The organism is Paraburkholderia caledonica, assembly GCF_000383275.1.
In the GTDB taxonomy this organism is placed as follows: domain Bacteria; phylum Pseudomonadota; class Gammaproteobacteria; order Burkholderiales; family Burkholderiaceae; genus Paraburkholderia; species Paraburkholderia caledonica.
The window spans coordinates 566,075-583,781 of sequence record NZ_KB911036.1; the positions used below are offsets into that span (position 1 = coordinate 566,075).

9 protein-coding genes are annotated in these 17,707 nt (G+C 63.6%); 4 read left to right on the forward strand and 5 right to left on the reverse strand.

The window, feature by feature from the left end; genetic code table 11:
- Nucleotides 1–39 precede the first annotated feature (39 nt).
- Entirely contained in the window at nucleotides 40–1,140 is a 1,101-nt protein-coding gene (hemE, locus tag H281_RS0112415) for a uroporphyrinogen decarboxylase (protein WP_020067431.1), read from the forward strand.
- A gap of 476 nt (nucleotides 1,141–1,616) precedes the next feature.
- Nucleotides 1,617–3,863, forward strand: a complete 2,247-nt coding sequence (locus H281_RS0112425) for a primosomal protein N' (RefSeq protein ID WP_020067433.1) — start codon at nucleotides 1,617–1,619, stop codon at nucleotides 3,861–3,863.
- Between the two features lie 386 nt (nucleotides 3,864–4,249).
- Here the strand turns inward: H281_RS0112425 and H281_RS36815 are convergent, their stop codons facing one another.
- Complete coding sequence (locus H281_RS36815) at nucleotides 4,250–4,420, reverse strand: hypothetical protein (RefSeq protein WP_020067435.1); 171 nt, start codon at nucleotides 4,418–4,420, stop codon at nucleotides 4,250–4,252.
- A 303-nt stretch (nucleotides 4,421–4,723) separates the two neighbouring features.
- Here H281_RS36815 and putA point away from each other — a divergent pair, with 303 nt between their 5' ends.
- Entirely contained in the window at nucleotides 4,724–8,662 is a 3,939-nt protein-coding gene (putA, locus tag H281_RS0112440) for a trifunctional transcriptional regulator/proline dehydrogenase/L-glutamate gamma-semialdehyde dehydrogenase (protein WP_027804525.1), read from the forward strand.
- 169 nt (nucleotides 8,663–8,831) lie between these two features.
- Nucleotides 8,832–9,980: a branched-chain amino acid ABC transporter substrate-binding protein gene (locus H281_RS0112445; protein WP_020067437.1), complete on the forward strand. Its 1,149-nt coding sequence runs from the start codon at nucleotides 8,832–8,834 to the stop codon at nucleotides 9,978–9,980.
- Between the two features lie 99 nt (nucleotides 9,981–10,079).
- On the opposite strand, the gene H281_RS0112450 is transcribed toward H281_RS0112445, so the two are convergent.
- The 4 genes from H281_RS0112450 to gcvP all read right to left on the reverse strand — a co-directional run bounded on the left by H281_RS0112450 (nucleotide 10,080) and on the right by gcvP (nucleotide 17,661).
- Complete coding sequence (locus tag H281_RS0112450; protein ID WP_020067438.1) at nucleotides 10,080–11,798, reverse strand: thiamine pyrophosphate-binding protein; 1,719 nt, start codon at nucleotides 11,796–11,798, stop codon at nucleotides 10,080–10,082.
- 263 nt (nucleotides 11,799–12,061) lie between these two features.
- A complete protein-coding gene (locus H281_RS0112455; protein WP_020067439.1) occupies nucleotides 12,062–13,450 on the reverse strand; it encodes an L-serine ammonia-lyase in 1,389 nt (462 codons plus the stop codon).
- A 27-nt stretch (nucleotides 13,451–13,477) separates the two neighbouring features.
- On the reverse strand, nucleotides 13,478–14,608 hold the full coding sequence (locus H281_RS0112460) for an alginate lyase family protein (protein WP_020067440.1): 1,131 nt from the start codon (nucleotides 14,606–14,608) through the stop codon (nucleotides 13,478–13,480).
- Between the two features lie 116 nt (nucleotides 14,609–14,724).
- The gene (gene gcvP, locus H281_RS0112465) at nucleotides 14,725–17,661 is read right to left on the reverse strand and encodes an aminomethyl-transferring glycine dehydrogenase (protein WP_020067441.1); all 2,937 of its coding nucleotides are present in this window, start codon (nucleotides 17,659–17,661) and stop codon (nucleotides 14,725–14,727) included.
- Nucleotides 17,662–17,707: the final 46 nt, after the last annotated feature.

Genomic DNA, 17,707 nt, shown 5'->3' on the forward strand with positions numbered 1-17,707 from the left:
GTCCGGTAAAATGCCCCTTTGCTCCTAGTCGCATGCAACGTGGCCCATAAACTTCTGAACGACACCTTCCTGCGCGCGCTGCTGCGCCAGCCCACTGACTACACGCCTGTCTGGCTGATGCGGCAGGCGGGTCGTTACCTGCCGGAATACAACGCCACGCGGGCTCGCGCTGGCAGCTTCCTCGGGCTGGCCAAGAATCCCGCGTATGCAACGGAAGTCACGTTGCAGCCCCTTGAGCGCTACCCGCTCGACGCCGCGATTCTGTTCTCCGACATTCTCACCGTGCCCGACGCAATGGGCTTGGGTCTGGAGTTCGTCACGGGCGAGGGACCGACGTTTGCGCGCCCTGTGCGCACAGAAGACGATGTGGCGCGACTCGCGGTGCCCGACATCGACGCCACGTTGCGGTATGTAACCGACGCGGTTCGCGAGATCCGCACCGCGCTGACCGACGCTCAAGGCCGTCAACGCGTGCCGCTGATCGGATTCTCGGGCAGCCCGTGGACGTTGGCGTGCTACATGGTCGAAGGCGGCGGCTCGGCGGACTTCCGCACGGTCAAGTCCATGCTGTACGCACGTCCAGATCTGATGCATCGCATTCTCGAGATCAACGCGAATTCGGTTGCCGCTTATCTGAACGCACAGATCGAAGCGGGCGCACAAGCCGTTATGATTTTCGACACGTGGGGCGGTGCGCTCGCGGACGGCGCCTATCAGCGCTTCTCCCTGCACTATATCCAGCAGGTCGTCAGTCAACTGAAGCGCGAGCACGACGGCGAAAAAGTGCCTGTGATCACCTTCACGAAGGGCGGCGGGCTGTGGCTCGATGAGATTGCGGACATTGGCGTAGACGCAGTTGGCCTCGACTGGACGGTGAACCTGCGTAAGGCGCGCGAACAGGTAGGCGCAAAGGTGGCGTTGCAAGGCAACATCGACCCGTCGGTGTTGTTCGCGCCGCCAGCGGCGATCCGAATGGAAGCGCGCGCCGTGCTGGACAGCTTCGGAAATCATCCGGGCCACGTCTTCAACCTCGGTCATGGCATCTCGCAATTCACGCCGCCGGAAAACGTTGCAGAGCTCGTCGACGAAGTCCATCGTCATAGCCGCGCCATTCGCAGCGGCGCACACGCACCGGCTTAAACGCTGTAATAATTGCCGTTTTATGTTGCGATGCAGCGCGCTGGGCTCTGCCACTCAGGAAAAATTCGCACCGTGCGGGCCGTCAGATGGCGGTCTCGCAGTTGTCAAGACTTGACTTATACACATTCATCACGCTGCGGCGCGGTAGAACCTTTAGTCCTGTCCTGACCCTTGCAGAACGCGCATTTATTTGATCTCGGCCTTACGTGGCAAGGGTTTGGCGGCTTCCCGAAGAAGTGTGCGGAACCCCACAGAACGCCGCTGCGGCGCGGTTTCCGGGCTTTCGGAGCGAAGTTCTCAACAAAGTTATCCACAGGCAGCCGGGGTCGAGAGCAATTGTTCAGCGGAATCCAAAACTTAGCGGCGAAATTGAAGCTTTACTTTAACTTCGGCGGCTCGCCCCAGAGTGGGGCAATCTCGATTGCCACCTGCGGCGCAATGACGCCATTCGCCCTTGCCAGCATCCGCGCAGCCGAATGAGTGAAGCGTTCGTCCGCGTCGCACTGGACCATCCACTGCCGACCCTGTTTGATTACCGCTGCGATTCGTCGCAGTCGCCCGTACCGGGAACGCTCGTTAGCGTGCCGTTCGGCAAACGCGACGTGGTAGGCCTCGTGTGCGAAGTGACTGGTCACAGTGAGGTTCCCGCCGATCGTCTTAGGTCGGTGAACGGCGTTTGCACCGGATGCCCGCCGCTGTCGGCTGAATGGCTCGCGCTAGCTGCGTTCGCTGCCGATTACTATCAACGTGGACTTGGCGAAGTGGCGTTACCGGCGCTTCCACAAGCGCTGCGTGACGCCTCGCGCTGGTCACGGCTGCTCGCGCCGGAAGAGCGCTACAGGCTCACGCCGGAAGGTCGCGCGGCCTTGCCCGACGCTCTGCCCGCGCGCGCGACTGCGCTGCGAAACCTGGCCCAGGCGCTTGCCGCTGGAGAGTTCCTGAGTGCCGCCGACGCCCGCGGGCTGCACCCTAAAGCTATCTCGACGCTCGCGGCATGGCAAGCCGAGGGCTGGGTCGCGCTCGACGTGGTCGATGCCGCCACGGCACCCCCTGCCGCCGCGGCCACGCCGGCGCCGTCGCAGCCGCTTCCTACGCTCACAGACGAACAAGCCGCCGCCGTCGAAGCCATTCGCGACGCGCACGGCTTCGCGCCGTTCCTGTTGCATGGCGTCACGGGGAGCGGCAAGACGGAAGTCTATCTACGCGCGCTCGCCGAGATTCTTGCCGCCAATGCAGACGCGCAAGCGCTGGTGCTGGTGCCCGAAATCAACCTGACACCGCAGTTCGAAGCGGCTTTCCGCGCCCGCTTCGCGGCGCTTGCGGACACAGCCATCGTCACGTTGCACAGCGGTCTTGCCGAGGGAGAGCGCGCGCGCAACTGGTTCGCGGCGCATGCGGGCCACGCGCGCATCGTGTTGGGCACGCGCCTCGCGGTGCTCGCGTCGCTGCCCCGGCTCGCCATCATCGTCGTGGATGAAGAGCACGATCCGGCTTATAAGCAGCAGGAAGGGCTTCGCTACTCGGCGCGCGACCTCGCCATCTATCGTGCAAAGCAGCTAGGCCTGCCGGTCGTGCTGGGATCGGCCACACCGTCGCTCGAAAGCTGGTGGCAGGCGGATCAGGGGCGCTACAAGCGGCTTACCTTGTCGCGCCGCGCGGTCGCCGATGCAGTGCTGCCCACGGTGCGCCTGATCGATCTCGAGGACGAGCGGCGGCGCGGACGCGCTTCAGTGGAAGGATTGTCCGGCCCGTTGATTGCCGCGCTGAAGACGCGGCTAGAGCGCGGCGAACAGAGTCTCGTGTTTCTGAACCGTCGTGGCTACGCGCCACAGCTTGCTTGCGATGCCTGCGGATGGGTCGCCGGTTGTCCGCGTTGCAGCGCGTATGTCGTTTTGCATAAGCCGGAGCGCGCGCTGCGCTGTCATCACTGCGGTTGGGAGTCGCGAATTCCGCGCTCATGTCCCGAGTGCGGCAATGTCGACATTGCACCCATGGGTCGCGGCACCCAGCGCGTCGAAGAAACGCTCGCGAGTGCGGTGCCCGGCGCTCGCGTGCTGCGCATCGACGCTGACAGCACCCGCCGCAAAGGCAGCGCGCAGGCGCTCTTTTCCGACGTGCACGCGGGCGAAGTCGACATTCTGGTCGGCACGCAGATGATCGCAAAGGGACACGACTTCCAGCGCGTTTCGCTAGTCGGCGTGCTGAATGCCGACACCGCACTGTTTTCCCACGACTTTCGGGCGAGCGAACGCCTCTTCGCGCAACTGATGCAAGTCAGCGGCCGCGCCGGCCGCGCGGGTTTGCCAGGTGAGGTGCTGGTGCAGACGCGCTATCCGCGCCATGCGCTTTATCACGCGCTTGGGCGCCACGATTACGTCGGCTTCGCCAATTCGACGCTGGCCGAGCGGCGCGACGCGCATTTGCCGCCGTTCGTGTACCAGGCGTTGCTGCGTGCGGAAGGCCGCACGCTCGAAGCTGCGCTCGCTTTTCTGCAGCAGGGCGCGGCCGAATTGACGGGCATTGCGGCTGCCGAACGCGTGACCGTCTACGACGCGGTGCCGCTCACCATCGTCAAGGTGATGCACGTCCACCGCGCGCAGTTGCTGATAGAAAGTGCGTCGCGCGCGGCGCTGCAGGCCACGTTGCGCGCGTGGCAGCCGTTATTGCGCGGGTTGAAGGGCGTGCTTCGCTGGAACCTCGAAGTCGACCCGCTCGATATTTGAGCCGGCGCCTGTGCCCCCGGGTTTGCGTCGGCGCGACTCGGATCAGCAATCAATCACTATCGACAGCGGCTGCGCGCGCTCCGGGCGCGTGCTCGGACCGTGTTCGAATAGCTTGCGGTGGAAGTCGCGGCGCGCGTGCGTGTCCGCGTACCCAACACCGCCGATGCCCGCGACGAAACGTGCGCGCCGCGTGCCGCGAGTTGTCGATAGCGAGCGGAAGATCTGTAGTCGCTGGAACAAAGCATGGTGGATCTCACAGTGTTCACTTCTCACTTCCCGGCGGGAACGGCCGGCAGATCTGGCAAACCCGCCGCAAAAACGCCTGCGGCAGCCAGTCAGGCCAGGCATCCGGACACACCGCGCAGCTAATCGCGCCGCCGCTGCGCTCAGTCGTTCAATGCCGCCTGCGCGTCACCGGATGATGCGGCCGACGTCGCGCGTTCCCGACCTTCGGACGCATCACGTTTGTCTGAGCCGCCCGTCGCGCCGCGGATAAACAGCACGGCGCAGGTTGCGCACATCGCCCAGATGCTCAATACGACCAGCCACTTTTCCATTTCGCTTGTCCTCACCCCGTACCGTTTTTGTGCGCGCGTGACCCCGCGCCCGCTATGTCCTCTATAACGGCGCGCCCGCCGGTTTGATAAGGGTTCGAAGAAAAGAAATCTGGCCAGGGAAAATACCGATCCTTACCGGCCTTCGCCCTCTCACGGGGACCGGCCGGAAAGCCCCGACAGGCAAGGGATTGAGCGAGGTGCAACCGTTTCGCTATGCCGGTTGCACCTTTTTATTGGGAGGCGTACGATTCGGCCAACTTTTGTCTTTCGCCAGCATTTCGTCTGGTATCCGAAGAAGGAAACATGGCTAGCACCACCCTTGGCGTCAAGGTCGACGACCTCCTGCGTTCCCGGCTGCGAGATGCCGCCACCCGCCTCGAACGCACTCCGCACTGGCTGATCAAACAGGCGATTTTCGCGTACCTGGAAAAGATCGAGCAGGGACAACTGCCGCCGGAACTGTCGGGCGTGGCGGGTTCCGCCGACATGGCTGACGGCGCGTCGGTCGAACCGGACGAGGACGGTGCGGCGCACCCGTTCCTCGACTTTGCGCAGAACGTGCAACCGCAATCGGTGTTGCGCGCGGCCATCACCGCGGCATATCGCCGGCCGGAGCCGGAATGCGTGCCGTTCCTGCTGGGTCAGGCGCGCTTGCCGGCCAATCTCGCAGGTGACGTGCAAGCGCTCGCCGCGAAGCTCGTCGAAACGCTGCGCGGCAAGAGTAAGGGCGGCGGCGTCGAAGGGCTGATCCACGAATTTTCGCTGTCGAGCCAGGAGGGTGTCGCACTGATGTGCCTCGCCGAAGCCTTGCTGCGCATTCCCGATCGCGCGACGCGCGACGCGCTGATCCGCGACAAGATCAGCAAGGGCGACTGGAAATCGCACGTCGGCCAGGCGCCGTCGCTGTTCGTCAACGCCGCGACCTGGGGCTTGATGATCACCGGCAAGCTGGTCACCACCAACAGCGAGACGAACCTTTCGTCGGCGCTCACGCGGCTGATCGGCAAGGGCGGCGAGCCGCTGATCCGCAAGGGCGTGGACATGGCGATGCGCCTGATGGGCGAGCAGTTCGTCACCGGCGAAAACATTTCAGAAGCGCTGGCGAACAGCCGCAAATACGAAGCACGCGGTTTCCGTTATTCGTACGACATGCTCGGCGAAGCGGCGACGACCGAAGCGGACGCGCAGCGTTACTACGCGTCGTATGAGCAGGCGATCCACGCGATCGGCAAGGCGGCTGGCGGCCGCGGCATCTACGAAGGTCCGGGCATCTCGATCAAGCTCTCCGCACTGCATCCGCGTTACTCGCGCTCGCAGCAGGAGCGCACGATGAGCGAGTTGCTGCCGCGCGTGCGTTCGCTTGCGATCCTCGCGCGCCGTTACGACATCGGCCTGAATATCGACGCCGAAGAAGCCGACCGCCTCGAAATCTCGCTCGATCTGCTGGAAGCGCTGTGCTTCGATCCGGAACTCGCCGGTTGGAACGGTATCGGTTTTGTGGTGCAGGCTTATCAGAAGCGCTGCCCGTTCGTGATCGAATACATTGTCGACCTCGCGCGCCGCAGCCGTCACCGCATCATGGTGCGCCTCGTGAAGGGTGCGTACTGGGACACCGAAATCAAGCGTGCGCAAGTGGATGGCCTCGAAGGCTATCCGGTCTACACGCGCAAGATCTATACGGACGTGTCGTATCTCGCATGCGCGAAGAAGCTGCTCGGCGCGCCCGACGCGGTGTATCCGCAATTCGCCACGCACAACGCGCACACGCTGTCGGCGATCTATCACCTCGCGGGCAACAACTACTATCCCGGTCAGTACGAGTTCCAGTGCCTGCACGGCATGGGCGAGCCGCTCTACGAAGAAGTGACGGGCCCGCTGTCCGCAGGCAAGCTGAACCGTCCGTGCCGCGTGTATGCACCGGTCGGCACGCACGAAACGCTGCTCGCGTATCTCGTGCGACGTCTGCTGGAGAATGGCGCGAACACGTCGTTCGTCAATCGCATCGCCGATGAAAACGTCGCGATCCAGGATCTGATCGCCGATCCGGTCGAAGAAGCGTCGAAGATCGTTCCGCTCGGTGCGCCGCACGCAAAGATTCCGCTGCCGCGCAATCTGTACGGCGCGGAGCGTCTCAATTCGATGGGTCTCGATCTGTCGAACGAGCATCGTCTCGCGTCGCTGTCGTCGGCGTTGCTGGCGAGCGCGAATCATCCGTGGCGCGCCGCGCCGATGCTCGCCGACGATCAGATCGTTCTGGGCAATGCGCGCGACGTGCGCAATCCGGCGGACCATCGCGACCTCGTCGGCACGGTGGTCGAAGCGAGTGCTGAACATGTGAGCGCCGCATTGGCGCACGCGGTTGCCGCAGCGCCGATCTGGCAAGCAACTCCCGTAGAAGCGCGTGCCGATTGCCTCGCGCGTGCCGCCGATCTGCTCGAAGCGCAGATGCATACGCTGATGGGCCTCGTGGTGCGCGAAGCGGGCAAATCGCTCGCGAACGCGGTGTCGGAAATTCGCGAAGCGATCGACTTCCTGCGCTACTACTCGACTCAGATTCGCAGCGAATTTTCGAACGACACGCATCGTCCGCTTGGACCTGTCGTGTGTATCAGCCCGTGGAATTTCCCGCTCGCGATTTTCATGGGCCAGGTGGCCGCCGCGCTCGCAGCCGGCAACACCGTGCTCGCGAAGCCGGCTGAGCAAACGCCGCTGATCGCCGCCCAGGCCGTGCGCATTCTGCGCGAAGCCGGCGTGCCTGCCGGTGCCGTGCAATTGCTGCCGGGCGATGGCGAAACCGTCGGTGCTGCGCTCGTCGCCGACCCGCGCACGCGTGCGGTGATGTTCACCGGTTCGACCGAAGTCGCGCGTCTCATCAACAAGACGCTGTCGGGCCGTCTCGACCCGGAAGGCAAACCGATTCCGCTGATCGCCGAAACAGGTGGTCAGAACGCGATGATCGTCGATTCGTCGGCGCTCGCAGAACAGGTGGTGGCGGACGTGATGCAATCGTCGTTCGATTCGGCCGGTCAACGTTGTTCGGCGCTGCGCGTTCTCTGTTTGCAGGACGACGTTGCGGACCGCACGCTCGAAATGCTGACGGGGGCGATGCGCGAACTGACGGTGGGCAATCCGGATCGCCTGTCGACCGACGTCGGCCCGGTGATCGACGTTGACGCGAAGCGCGGCATCGACGCGCATATCGCGGCAATGCGTGAGAAGGGCCGCAAGGTCGAGCAACTGCCGATGCCGGAGGGCTGCGCGCAAGGCACGTTCGTGCCGCCGACGCTGATCGAGCTCGACAGCATCGACGAATTGAAGCGCGAAGTGTTCGGGCCCGTGCTGCATGTGGTGCGTTACCGTCGCAGTCAGCTTGACCAGTTGCTCGAGCAGATCCGCACGACGGGTTATGGCCTGACGCTCGGTATCCATACGCGCATCGACGAAACCATTGCTCACGTGATCAGCCGCGCGCATGTCGGCAACATCTACGTGAATCGCAACGTGATCGGCGCGGTGGTCGGCGTGCAGCCGTTCGGCGGCGAAGGGTTGTCGGGTACGGGGCCGAAGGCCGGCGGCGCGTTGTATCTGCAGCGTCTGCTCGCGACACGTCCTGCAGGCTTGCCGAAGTCGCTTGCGCAGGCGCTGATCGTAGATGTACCGCAAGCAGCCGAAAAAGGCGACAATCCGTCCGCCGCGTTGACGGCGTTGCGCGATTGGCTGATTGCCGAGCGCGAGCCGCAACTTGCTGCGCGTTGCGACGGTTATCTGTCACATATGCCGGCTGGCGCGACCGCGGTGTTGTCGGGGCCGACTGGCGAGCGCAACACTTACACGCTGGGTGCGCGCGGCACGGTGTTGTGTATCGCATCGACCGCGAGCGGTGCGCGCGCGCAGTTTGCCGCCGTGCTGGCTACGGGAAATCGAGCGTTGTTCGAAGGCGCGGCTGGGGAACAATTGGTGACGCAGTTGCCCGCATCGCTGAAGTCTTATGCGAGCGTGCGCAAGAACGCGGAGACGCCGTTCGACGCTGTTTTGTTCGAAGGCGACAGCGACGAATTGCTGACGCTCGTGAAGGAAGTCGCGAAGCGTCCCGGACCGATTGTGTCGGTGCAAGGCGTCGCGTCGCGTGCGCTGGAGAGCGGCGACGAAGACTACGCGCTCGAACGTCTGTTGACGGAGCGCTCGGTCAGCGTGAATACGGCAGCTGCCGGTGGTAATGCGAATTTGATGACGATCGGTTGAGCGAACCTCATCGATTACTGGCAAGAAAACGCCGGGCCGCCCCAAGTTTTCTTGCGCCCCCTCGGGGGGCCTGGCGCGATGCGCCAGGATTGGGGGCGGTCATTAGAACGGAAGCGGTAACGGCGATCCCGAAAGCCGCTCCATCCACACCTGGTACCAAGGAGAAGATATGCAACACAAGATGACACAGCTGGCAGGCGCAGCACTGGTTGCGGCGATGTCGCTGGCGGGGACGGCCAACGCTCAATCTACGGACGACGTAAAGATCGGTTTCGCCGGTCCGATGACGGGCGCGCAGGCGCACTACGGCAAAGATTTCCAGAACGGCATCACGCTGGCTGTGGAAGACATCAACGCAACGAAGCCGGTGATCGGCGGCAAGCCGGTTCGCTTCGTGCTCGACTCGGCAGACGACCAGGCTGACCCGCGCACCGGCACCACCGTCGCGCAGAAGCTGGTGGACGACGGCATCAAGGGCATGCTCGGCCACTTCAACTCGGGCACCACGATCCCGGCTTCGCGCATCTACGCGAACGCTGGCATTCCCGAAATCGCAATGGCAACGGCGCCTGAATACACGCAACAAGGTTTCAAGACCACGTTCCGCATGATGACGTCCGACACGCAGCAAGGTTCGGTCGCGGGCACGTTCGCGGTCAAGACGCTTGGCGTGAAGAAGATCGTGATCGTCGACGACCGCACGGCTTATGGCCAGGGTCTCGCGGATCAGTTCGAGAAGGCGGCGAAGGCAGCGGGCGGCACGATCGTCGATCGTGAATACACGAACGACAAGGCCGTGGACTTCAAGTCGATCCTGACCAAGCTGAAGGCAGCCAATCCGGACCTGATCTATTACGGTGGCGCGGATTCGCAAGCAGCACCCATGGTCAAGCAGATGAAGGCGCTCGGCATCAAGGCGCCGCTGATGGGCGGCGAAATGGTTCACACGCCGACGTTCATCCAGATCGCGGGTGACGCAGCGAACGGCACGGTGGCATCGCTCGCCGGCCTGCCGCTGGAAGAAATGCCGGGCGGCAAGGACTACGTCGCCAAGTACAAGAAGCGCTTCAACGAAGACGTGCAAACGTACTCGCCGTACGCTTACGACGGCGCAATGGCCATGTTCGCAGCAATGAAGAAGGCGAACTCGACGGACCCGGCCAAGTACCTGCCGGTGCTCGCCAAGACGTCGATGCCGGCTGTGACGTCGTCGAACCTCTCGTACGACGCCAAGGGCGATCTGAAGAACGGCGGCATCACGCTGTACAAGGTTGTCGACGGCAAGTGGACGACCCTGCAAAGCGTTGGCGGCAAGTAAGCCTTTCTTTGCAGATCGATCCGATCTTGAAGACCCCGCTTCGGCGGGGTTTTTTTTATGGGTTGTCGAAGAAGGCGCTTTTCCCTCGTACCGTTGCGCTTACTCCCCGCGCAGCTTCCTCCCCTGCTCCCGAATCTGCTCCAAAGTCGCGCCGGGCGTGCTCGCCTCCTGCGGCATACGGATCTCTATCACCGCCGCGCATTTCGCCTCCAATGAACGCTGTAACGCCGGCAGAAAATCTTCGGTGCGTTCAACGGTTTCGCCGTGCGCGCCGAACGATCGCGCGAATGCCGCGAAGTCCGGATTCGTGAGCCGGGTGCCGTGTACGCGATTCGGATAGTGCCGCTCCTGATGCATGCGGATCGTGCCGAAGTGACCGTTGTTCACGACGATGAACAGCACATGCAGGTCGTATTGCATCGCCGTCGCGAGTTCCTGCGCGGCCATCATGAAGCAGCCGTCGCCCGCCAGCGCGACCACCGCGCGTTGCGGATACAGCGACTTCGCCGCGATCGCGGCCGGCACGCCGTAGCCCATCGCGCCACTCGTAGGCGCAAGTTGAGAGCGGTATTGACGATACGAAAAGTGCCGATGCAACCACGTCGCGTAATTGCCGGCGCCGTTGGTCAGTATTGCGTCATCGGGAAGATGCGCGCGAAGTTGCTGGATCACTTCGCCCATTTGTACGTCGCCGGGAATCGGCCGAGGTTTGCGCCACTCGAGATACGCGCGATGCGCTTCTTCCGCCGCGCCCGCCCACGTCAGCGTGCGGGCAGAGGGTTCCAACGCTGCGAGCGCTGTCGCAAGTTCAGGCATGCCGGAGACGATGGGCAGATCGGCGGCATACACCCGCCCCAGCTCTTCCGCGCCTTGGTGCACGTGAACCAGTGTCTGCTTCGTCTTGGGAATGTCGAGCAACGTATAACCGTTCGTCGTGGCTTCGCCGAGGCGAGGACCCAGCGCGAGCAGCAGGTCGGCATCGCGGATACGCTGGGCCAGCGCCGGATTGATGCCCAGTCCCACATCGCCGGCATAGTTCGGATGCTCGTTGTCGAGCGTGTCCTGGAAGCGGAACGCAAGGCCGACAGGCAATTGCCAGTTCTCGACGAAGCGTTGCAAGTCCGCGCAGGCCGCGGGCGTCCAACCGCTTCCGCCTGCTATCACCATTGGCCGTTGCGAGCTCTCCAGCAATTCGCGCAGCTTGCCGATCTGCGCGGTCGACGGCGACGCGGCCACGCGCTGATATCGCGGCGCGCCCGGTACGGCGCCGCATGCATCGCTCAACACGTCTTCGGGCAAAGACAGCACCACGGGCCCCGGCCGACCGGAAGTCGCCGTGTAGAACGCATGACTCAGATATTCGGGAATGCGCTTCGGATCGTCGATCTGCGCGACCCACTTCGCCATCTGACCGAACATGCGCCGATAGTCGATCTCCTGGAAAGCCTCGCGATCGAGATGCTCGCGCGCGCACTGACCGATCAGCAGGATCATCGGCGTGGAGTCCTGAAACGCGGTGTGTACGCCAATCGATGCGTGCGTCGCACCCGGGCCTCGCGTGACGAGCGCGACGCCCGGGCGCCCGGTCAGCTTTCCGATCGCTTCCGCCATGTTCGCGGCCGCCGCTTCGTGACGGCAGACAATGGTCTGGATGCGCTCCGTTTCGTCGTGCAATGAATCGAGCACGGCGAGAAAACTCTCACCGGGCACGCAGAAGACACGTTCGACACCGTGTGTGAGCAAAGCGTCGACAACAAGGCGCGCGCCAGTGGTTCGAGCGGCGGCAGTATCGGAAACGGGAGCATTCGGCTGCGACATTGCGATGAGGCCTCCAGACAGTGCATGAGTGCGGTTGCGTCGGTATCGACTGCGTGATCGGCCGACCGGCGCCCCGACAGCTTACGCTGGGAGCGCACCCGGTGTCACGGCGCAGCGCAACGGGCGCTCACACAACGGGCGCGGCTAGCAAACATGCAAACGTGCAAACAAAAAACGCGGACCCTGGGGCCCGCGTCTCGTTCACTTCGCAACACGCCGCGTTGCCGATCAACGATCGGCAACGGACATCCTGCAGTCAAGCATCAACATTCGACGATATTCACCGCCAGACCGCCGCGCGACGTTTCCTTGTACTTCGTCTTCATATCCGCGCCGGTTTCGCGCATGGTCTTGATGACCGAATCGAGCGACACGTAATGACTGCCGTCGCCGCGCAGTGCCATGCGCGCCGCGTTGACGGCTTTCACCGACGCCATTGCATTGCGCTCGATGCACGGAATCTGCACCATGCCGCCGACCGGATCGCACGTCAGCCCGAGGTTGTGCTCCATGCCGATTTCCGCCGCGTTTTCGACCTGCTTCGGCGTGCCGCCCATCACGGCGGCGAGTGCGCCGGCAGCCATCGAGCAGGCGACGCCGACCTCGCCCTGGCAGCCGACTTCGGCGCCGGAAATCGACGCGTTCAACTTGTACAGAATGCCGATCGCAGCCGCCGTCATCAGGAAGTCGATCACGCCTTGCTGGTTCGAGCCGGGCATGAATCGCGTGTAGTAATGGAGCACCGCGGGAATGATGCCGGCGGCGCCGTTGGTGGGCGCGGTGACGACGCGGCCGCCGGCCGCGTTTTCTTCGTTGACCGCGATTGCGTAGAGATTGATCCAGTCGATCATCGACAGCGGATCGCGCAGCGCAAGCTCGGGGTTGCCCGATAGCGCTCGATACAGCTGCGGCGCGCGGCGCTTCACCTGAAACGGGCCGGGCAGGTTGCCGTCCGCGTCCGGATTGTTGATGCCGCAGCCTCGCGACACGCATGACTGCATCACGTCCCAGATTTTCAGAAGGCCTGCGCGGGTCTCTTCTTCGGTGTGCCAGACCCGCTCGTTTTCCCACATCAATTGCGCGATGCTTTTGCCGGTCGATCCGCACAGCGCGAGCAATTCGTTGCCGGTGCGAAACGAGTGCGGCAATTGGTCGACGGCGGCAAGAACCTTGGTATTCGGTGCGCCGGCCGTCACCACGAAGCCGCCGCCCACCGACAAATACGTCGATTCGCGCAGCGTCTCGCCTTGCACGTCGAACGCGCGCAGCTTGAGCCCGTTCGGATGTTCGGGCAGCGCTTGCCGGTAGAACGAGATGTGATCCTTTTGCACGAACGGCACTTCATGCGTGCCGAGCAGTGCAAGCTTGCGCGTGGTGCGCACGGCTTCTAGCCGTTGCGCGATCGTGTCGGGGTCGACCGTGTCGGGTGCGTCGCCCATCAGACCGAGCATTACGCCGCGATCCGTGCCGTGCCCTTTGCCTGTTGCGCCGAGCGACCCGTAAAGATCCGCTTTCACCGACGCGGTGTTCGGCAGCAGCCCATCGCGTTCGAGCCCTTGGGCGAACATCAGCGCCGCGCGCATCGGCCCGACCGTATGCGAACTTGACGGACCAATGCCGATTTTGAAGAGATCGAACACGCTGACTGCCATTACTGCTCCCTGCTGATGAAAGTTGGTTTAGCGCGCCGGCATCGGCAAACACACGGCGAGCCACGCGGGTGGCGTCGGCGCGAGCCGCAGCGCAATCGGCGTATAGCGTCCGTCGAGACGCGCCGCCAGATGAAACAGTTCCGTCGCGTTCTTCGGGTCCCACTGACCCGAGTAGCCGGGCAAGCCGGCTTCGCGACGTTTTGCGTCGAATGCGACGCTCGAATGCACGAATTCTTCATGCGTCTTGCTGCCCTCCGCGTACGGCGAGAGCCAGTTCAGCGCGGCTTGCAGCGACGCGCCGTTCGCGCCCTTCTCCGGCAGCCAGTTGCGGTTGTGGCGGCGGGCGGCGAGCGCGGCGGTGACGAGCGGCTGCAGATCGTAAGTGACATAGTGCAGCGCGTCACGTTCGCTGAAATCGATCGTGGAGCCGTCCGGCTCGATGTTGTCGCCAATATGCTCGGCAAAGAGACGCTGCGCCGCATTGATCATTTTGCGGTTGTCGAGCGTGAAAGCCGCCATGGCTATCAGTTTGATCCGGTGACTTTGCCAGTTGTTCCGGTAAGTGCCTTTCAAAGGACGCGGCTGGTCGTCGATGTCGGCGATGTAGCCGTTCGCGAGCTTCGTCAGAAACGCCATCGACGCGTTACGCGTTTTCACAGGCAGCGCACTCGCGGTCATGTCGTACGCGAGGATCAGCCCTTCGAAGTGCGTTTCGTCGATTGGATTGAAGCTCGGCTGATAGGTCGTGACCCACGCGTACAGCAAACGGTCGACGAGCTTCAGATACCGGTCGTCGCTGGTGGCGCGCCATGCGAGCGCCGCGTCCCGCAACAGGTCGAGATCCTTCTCGGCTTCGACGCTCTGATCGTAGATGCCCTCATGCGGCAGCGTGCCTTCCGTGTGCAGTTTGCCTAGCGCGTGAGGCTTGTCGTTCAGATGCGCGAGCACATTGCTCACCAATGCCTTGACGCCGGGATCGGCATTCGTGCGCTCGCTGGTTTGCCAGGCGGGCGCTGCGCAAAAATTCATTGCCGCCTGCGCATGGCGAAGCGGCAGCAACACGGCTGCGCCGGCAAGCAGGCATGCGTATGCGTGCCGCCACGTTGGGACTCGCGTTGCCCCGGCCGGGCTTTGCATCAATCGCACCTTTCGCACCATGCGAAACTCCTCGTTGGGCTGATTCGGTGTGTGATGTTAGCCGTTTGCAGCCTCCAGCGACAGAACCGCGCACCGCACGCTACGGGCTGCGGGCGGCGCGCGGCGACGGCCGGGTGTTACTCGTAATCCGCAACCGGCACGCACGAGCAGAACAGGTTGCGATCGCCATAGACGTTGTCCGCGCGGCCGACCGGCGGCCAGTACTTCTTCGCGATCAGCGTGGGCAGCGGATAGGCGGCGGTTTCGCGCGCGTACGCATGCTTCCACTCGTCCGCGATGACGACTGCAGCCGTGTGCGGGGCGTGCTTCAGCGGATTGTCTTCCCGGTCCGAGCGGCCTTCTTCCACAGCGCGAATTTCGTTACGGATCGCGATCATCGCTTCGATGAACCGGTCGAGTTCTTCCTTCGATTCCGATTCGGTCGGCTCGACCATCAGCGTGCCCGGCACCGGAAAGCTCATGGTGGGCGCATGGAAGCCGTAGTCGGCGAGGCGCTTCGCGACGTCGTCCACAGTGATGCCGCTGGTTTCCTTGATCGGACGCAGATCGAGAATGCACTCATGCGCGACGAGTCCGCCCGGGCCCGAATACAGCACCGGATAGTGCGGCGCGAGTTTCTTCGCGACGTAGTTCGCATTGAGGATCGCGGTCTCGGTCGCGGCGGTGAGGTTTTTCGCGCCCATCATCGCGATGTACATCCACGAGATCGGCAGGATCGACGCCGAGCCGTAAGGTGCGCCCGACACTGCGCCAATACCGTTGGGCGCGCGTTCGTAGCCCGACGAAATCTGGTTCGGCAGGAACGGCGCGAGATGCGCGCCGACCGCAACCGGACCGACGCCCGGTCCGCCGCCGCCGTGCGGAATGCAGAACGTCTTGTGCAGATTCAGGTGCGAGACGTCGCCGCCGAACTGGCCCGGCGCGGTCAAGCCGACCATCGCGTTCATGTTCGCGCCGTCCACATAGACCTGGCCGCCGCGCGCATGCACGATCTCGCAAATTTCGCGGACGTTCTGTTCGAACACGCCATGCGTGGACGGATACGTGATCATGATCGCCGCGAGCTTGTCGGCGTGCTGGTCGGCCTTCTTCTTCAGATCTTCGACATCGACGTTGCCTTGCGCGTCGCACGCGACGACCACGACCTGCATGCCGGCCATTTGCGCCGACGCCGGGTTCGTGCCGTGCGCCGAAGCGGGAATCAGGCAGACGTTGCGATGCGCTTCGCCGCGCGACGCGTGATATGCGTGGATGATCAACAGGCCGGCATATTCGCCCTGCGAGCCCGCATTCGGTTGCAGTGAAACCGCTGCGTAGCCGGTTGCGGCGACCAGCATTTCTTCGAGCTGATCGATCATTTCGCGATAGCCGACAGTTTGCTCAGCCGGTGCGAACGGATGAATCTGGCCGAACTCGGGCCACGTGACCGGCAGCATTTCCGACGTCGCGTTCAGCTTCATCGTGCACGAACCGAGCGGGATCATCGACCGGTCGAGCGCGAGATCCTTATCCGACAAGCTGCGCAGATAGCGCAGCATTTCCGTTTCCGAATGATGACGGTTAAATACGTGATGCGTGAGATACGCGCTCGTGCGTTCGAGCGCAGCCGGCACCGAGGCCGTGCTGGATGCCGTGATCGCGGCGTCGAGCGTGTCGACTTGCGGCGCGTCTTTCGCACCCGCGGCTTGAGCGAACACAGCCAGCAGATCGCCGAGATCGCGGCGCGATGTCGTTTCGTCGATCGACACACCGACTTGCGTGTCGCTCACGCGGCGCAGATTGATGCGCTTCGCTTTGGCCGCGTCGTGCAACGCTTGCGTGCGTGCGCCGGTGTCGAAAGTGAGCGTATCGAAGAACGTTTCGTTGACGAGCGTGTAGCCAAGCTGCTTCGCGCCTTCCGCGAGCAACGCGGCGATGCGGTTCACGCGCAACGCGATCGTCTTGAGACCGCGCGGGCCGTGGTACACCGCATACATGCTGGCCATGATCGCGAGCAGCGCTTGCGCCGTACATACGTTCGACGTCGCTTTCTCGCGACGAATGTGCTGTTCGCGCGTTTGCAGCGCGAGACGCAGCGCGGGATTGCCTTGCGCGTCGACGGTCACACCGACGAGACGGCCCGGCATCTGGCGCTTGAATTCGTCGCGCACGGCGAGGTAGGCCGCATGCGGGCCGCCGAAGCCGACCGGCACACCAAAGCGCTGCGTGTTGCCGACGGCCACGTCCGCGCCCCACTCGCCCGGCGGCGTAAGGACGGTCAGCGCGAGCAGGTCGGCGGCGACCACCACGTGGCCGCCCGCTGCGTGGATCGCCTCGGTCAGCGCGCGATAGTCCCGCACGTCGCCGTTCACGCCCGGATATTGCAGCAGCACGCCGAATGCATTTGCGTTCGCGGCTTCCGCTGCGGGGCCCACTTTCACTTCGATGCCGACCGGCGTGGCGCGCGTTTTCACCACTTCAATGGTTTGCGGCAGAACGTCGTCGGCGACGAAGAATACATTCGACTTCGGCTTGCCCACGCGTTGCAGCAGCGTCATTGCTTCGGCTGCGGCGGTGGCTTCGTCGAGCAGCGACGCGTTCGAGATCGCGAGACCTGTCAGATCGACGATCATTTGCTGGAAGTTCAGCAGCGCTTCGAGGCGGCCCTGCGAGATTTCCGGCTGATAAGGCGTGTACGCCGTGTACCACGCGGGATTCTCGAGCACGTTACGCAGGATCACCGTCGGCGTGTGGGCGTTGTAGTAACCCTGCCCGATGTACGAGCGGAACACCTGGTTCTTGTCCGCGAGTTCGCGCAGCGCGGCGAGCGCTTCTGCTTCGCTCTTAGGCTGTGCGAAGGGGCCGAGCGGCAGCGGTTCGGTGCGGCGGATCGTCTTTGGAATGACGGCGTCGATCAGCGCGGCGCGCGACGTGAAGCCCAAGGCTTCGAGCATCGCTTCCTGGTCGGCCGCATCCGGGCCGATATGCCGTTCAGCGAAGGCGTCATGCACTTCGAGCGCGGCGAGCGAGAGAGGAGTGCGGTTCATCAGACGATCCGGGTGTTCGAGCTTCATGGTGTTCCTGGCGGTGCGGCTGTCCGTGCTGGACCGTTCGAAACCT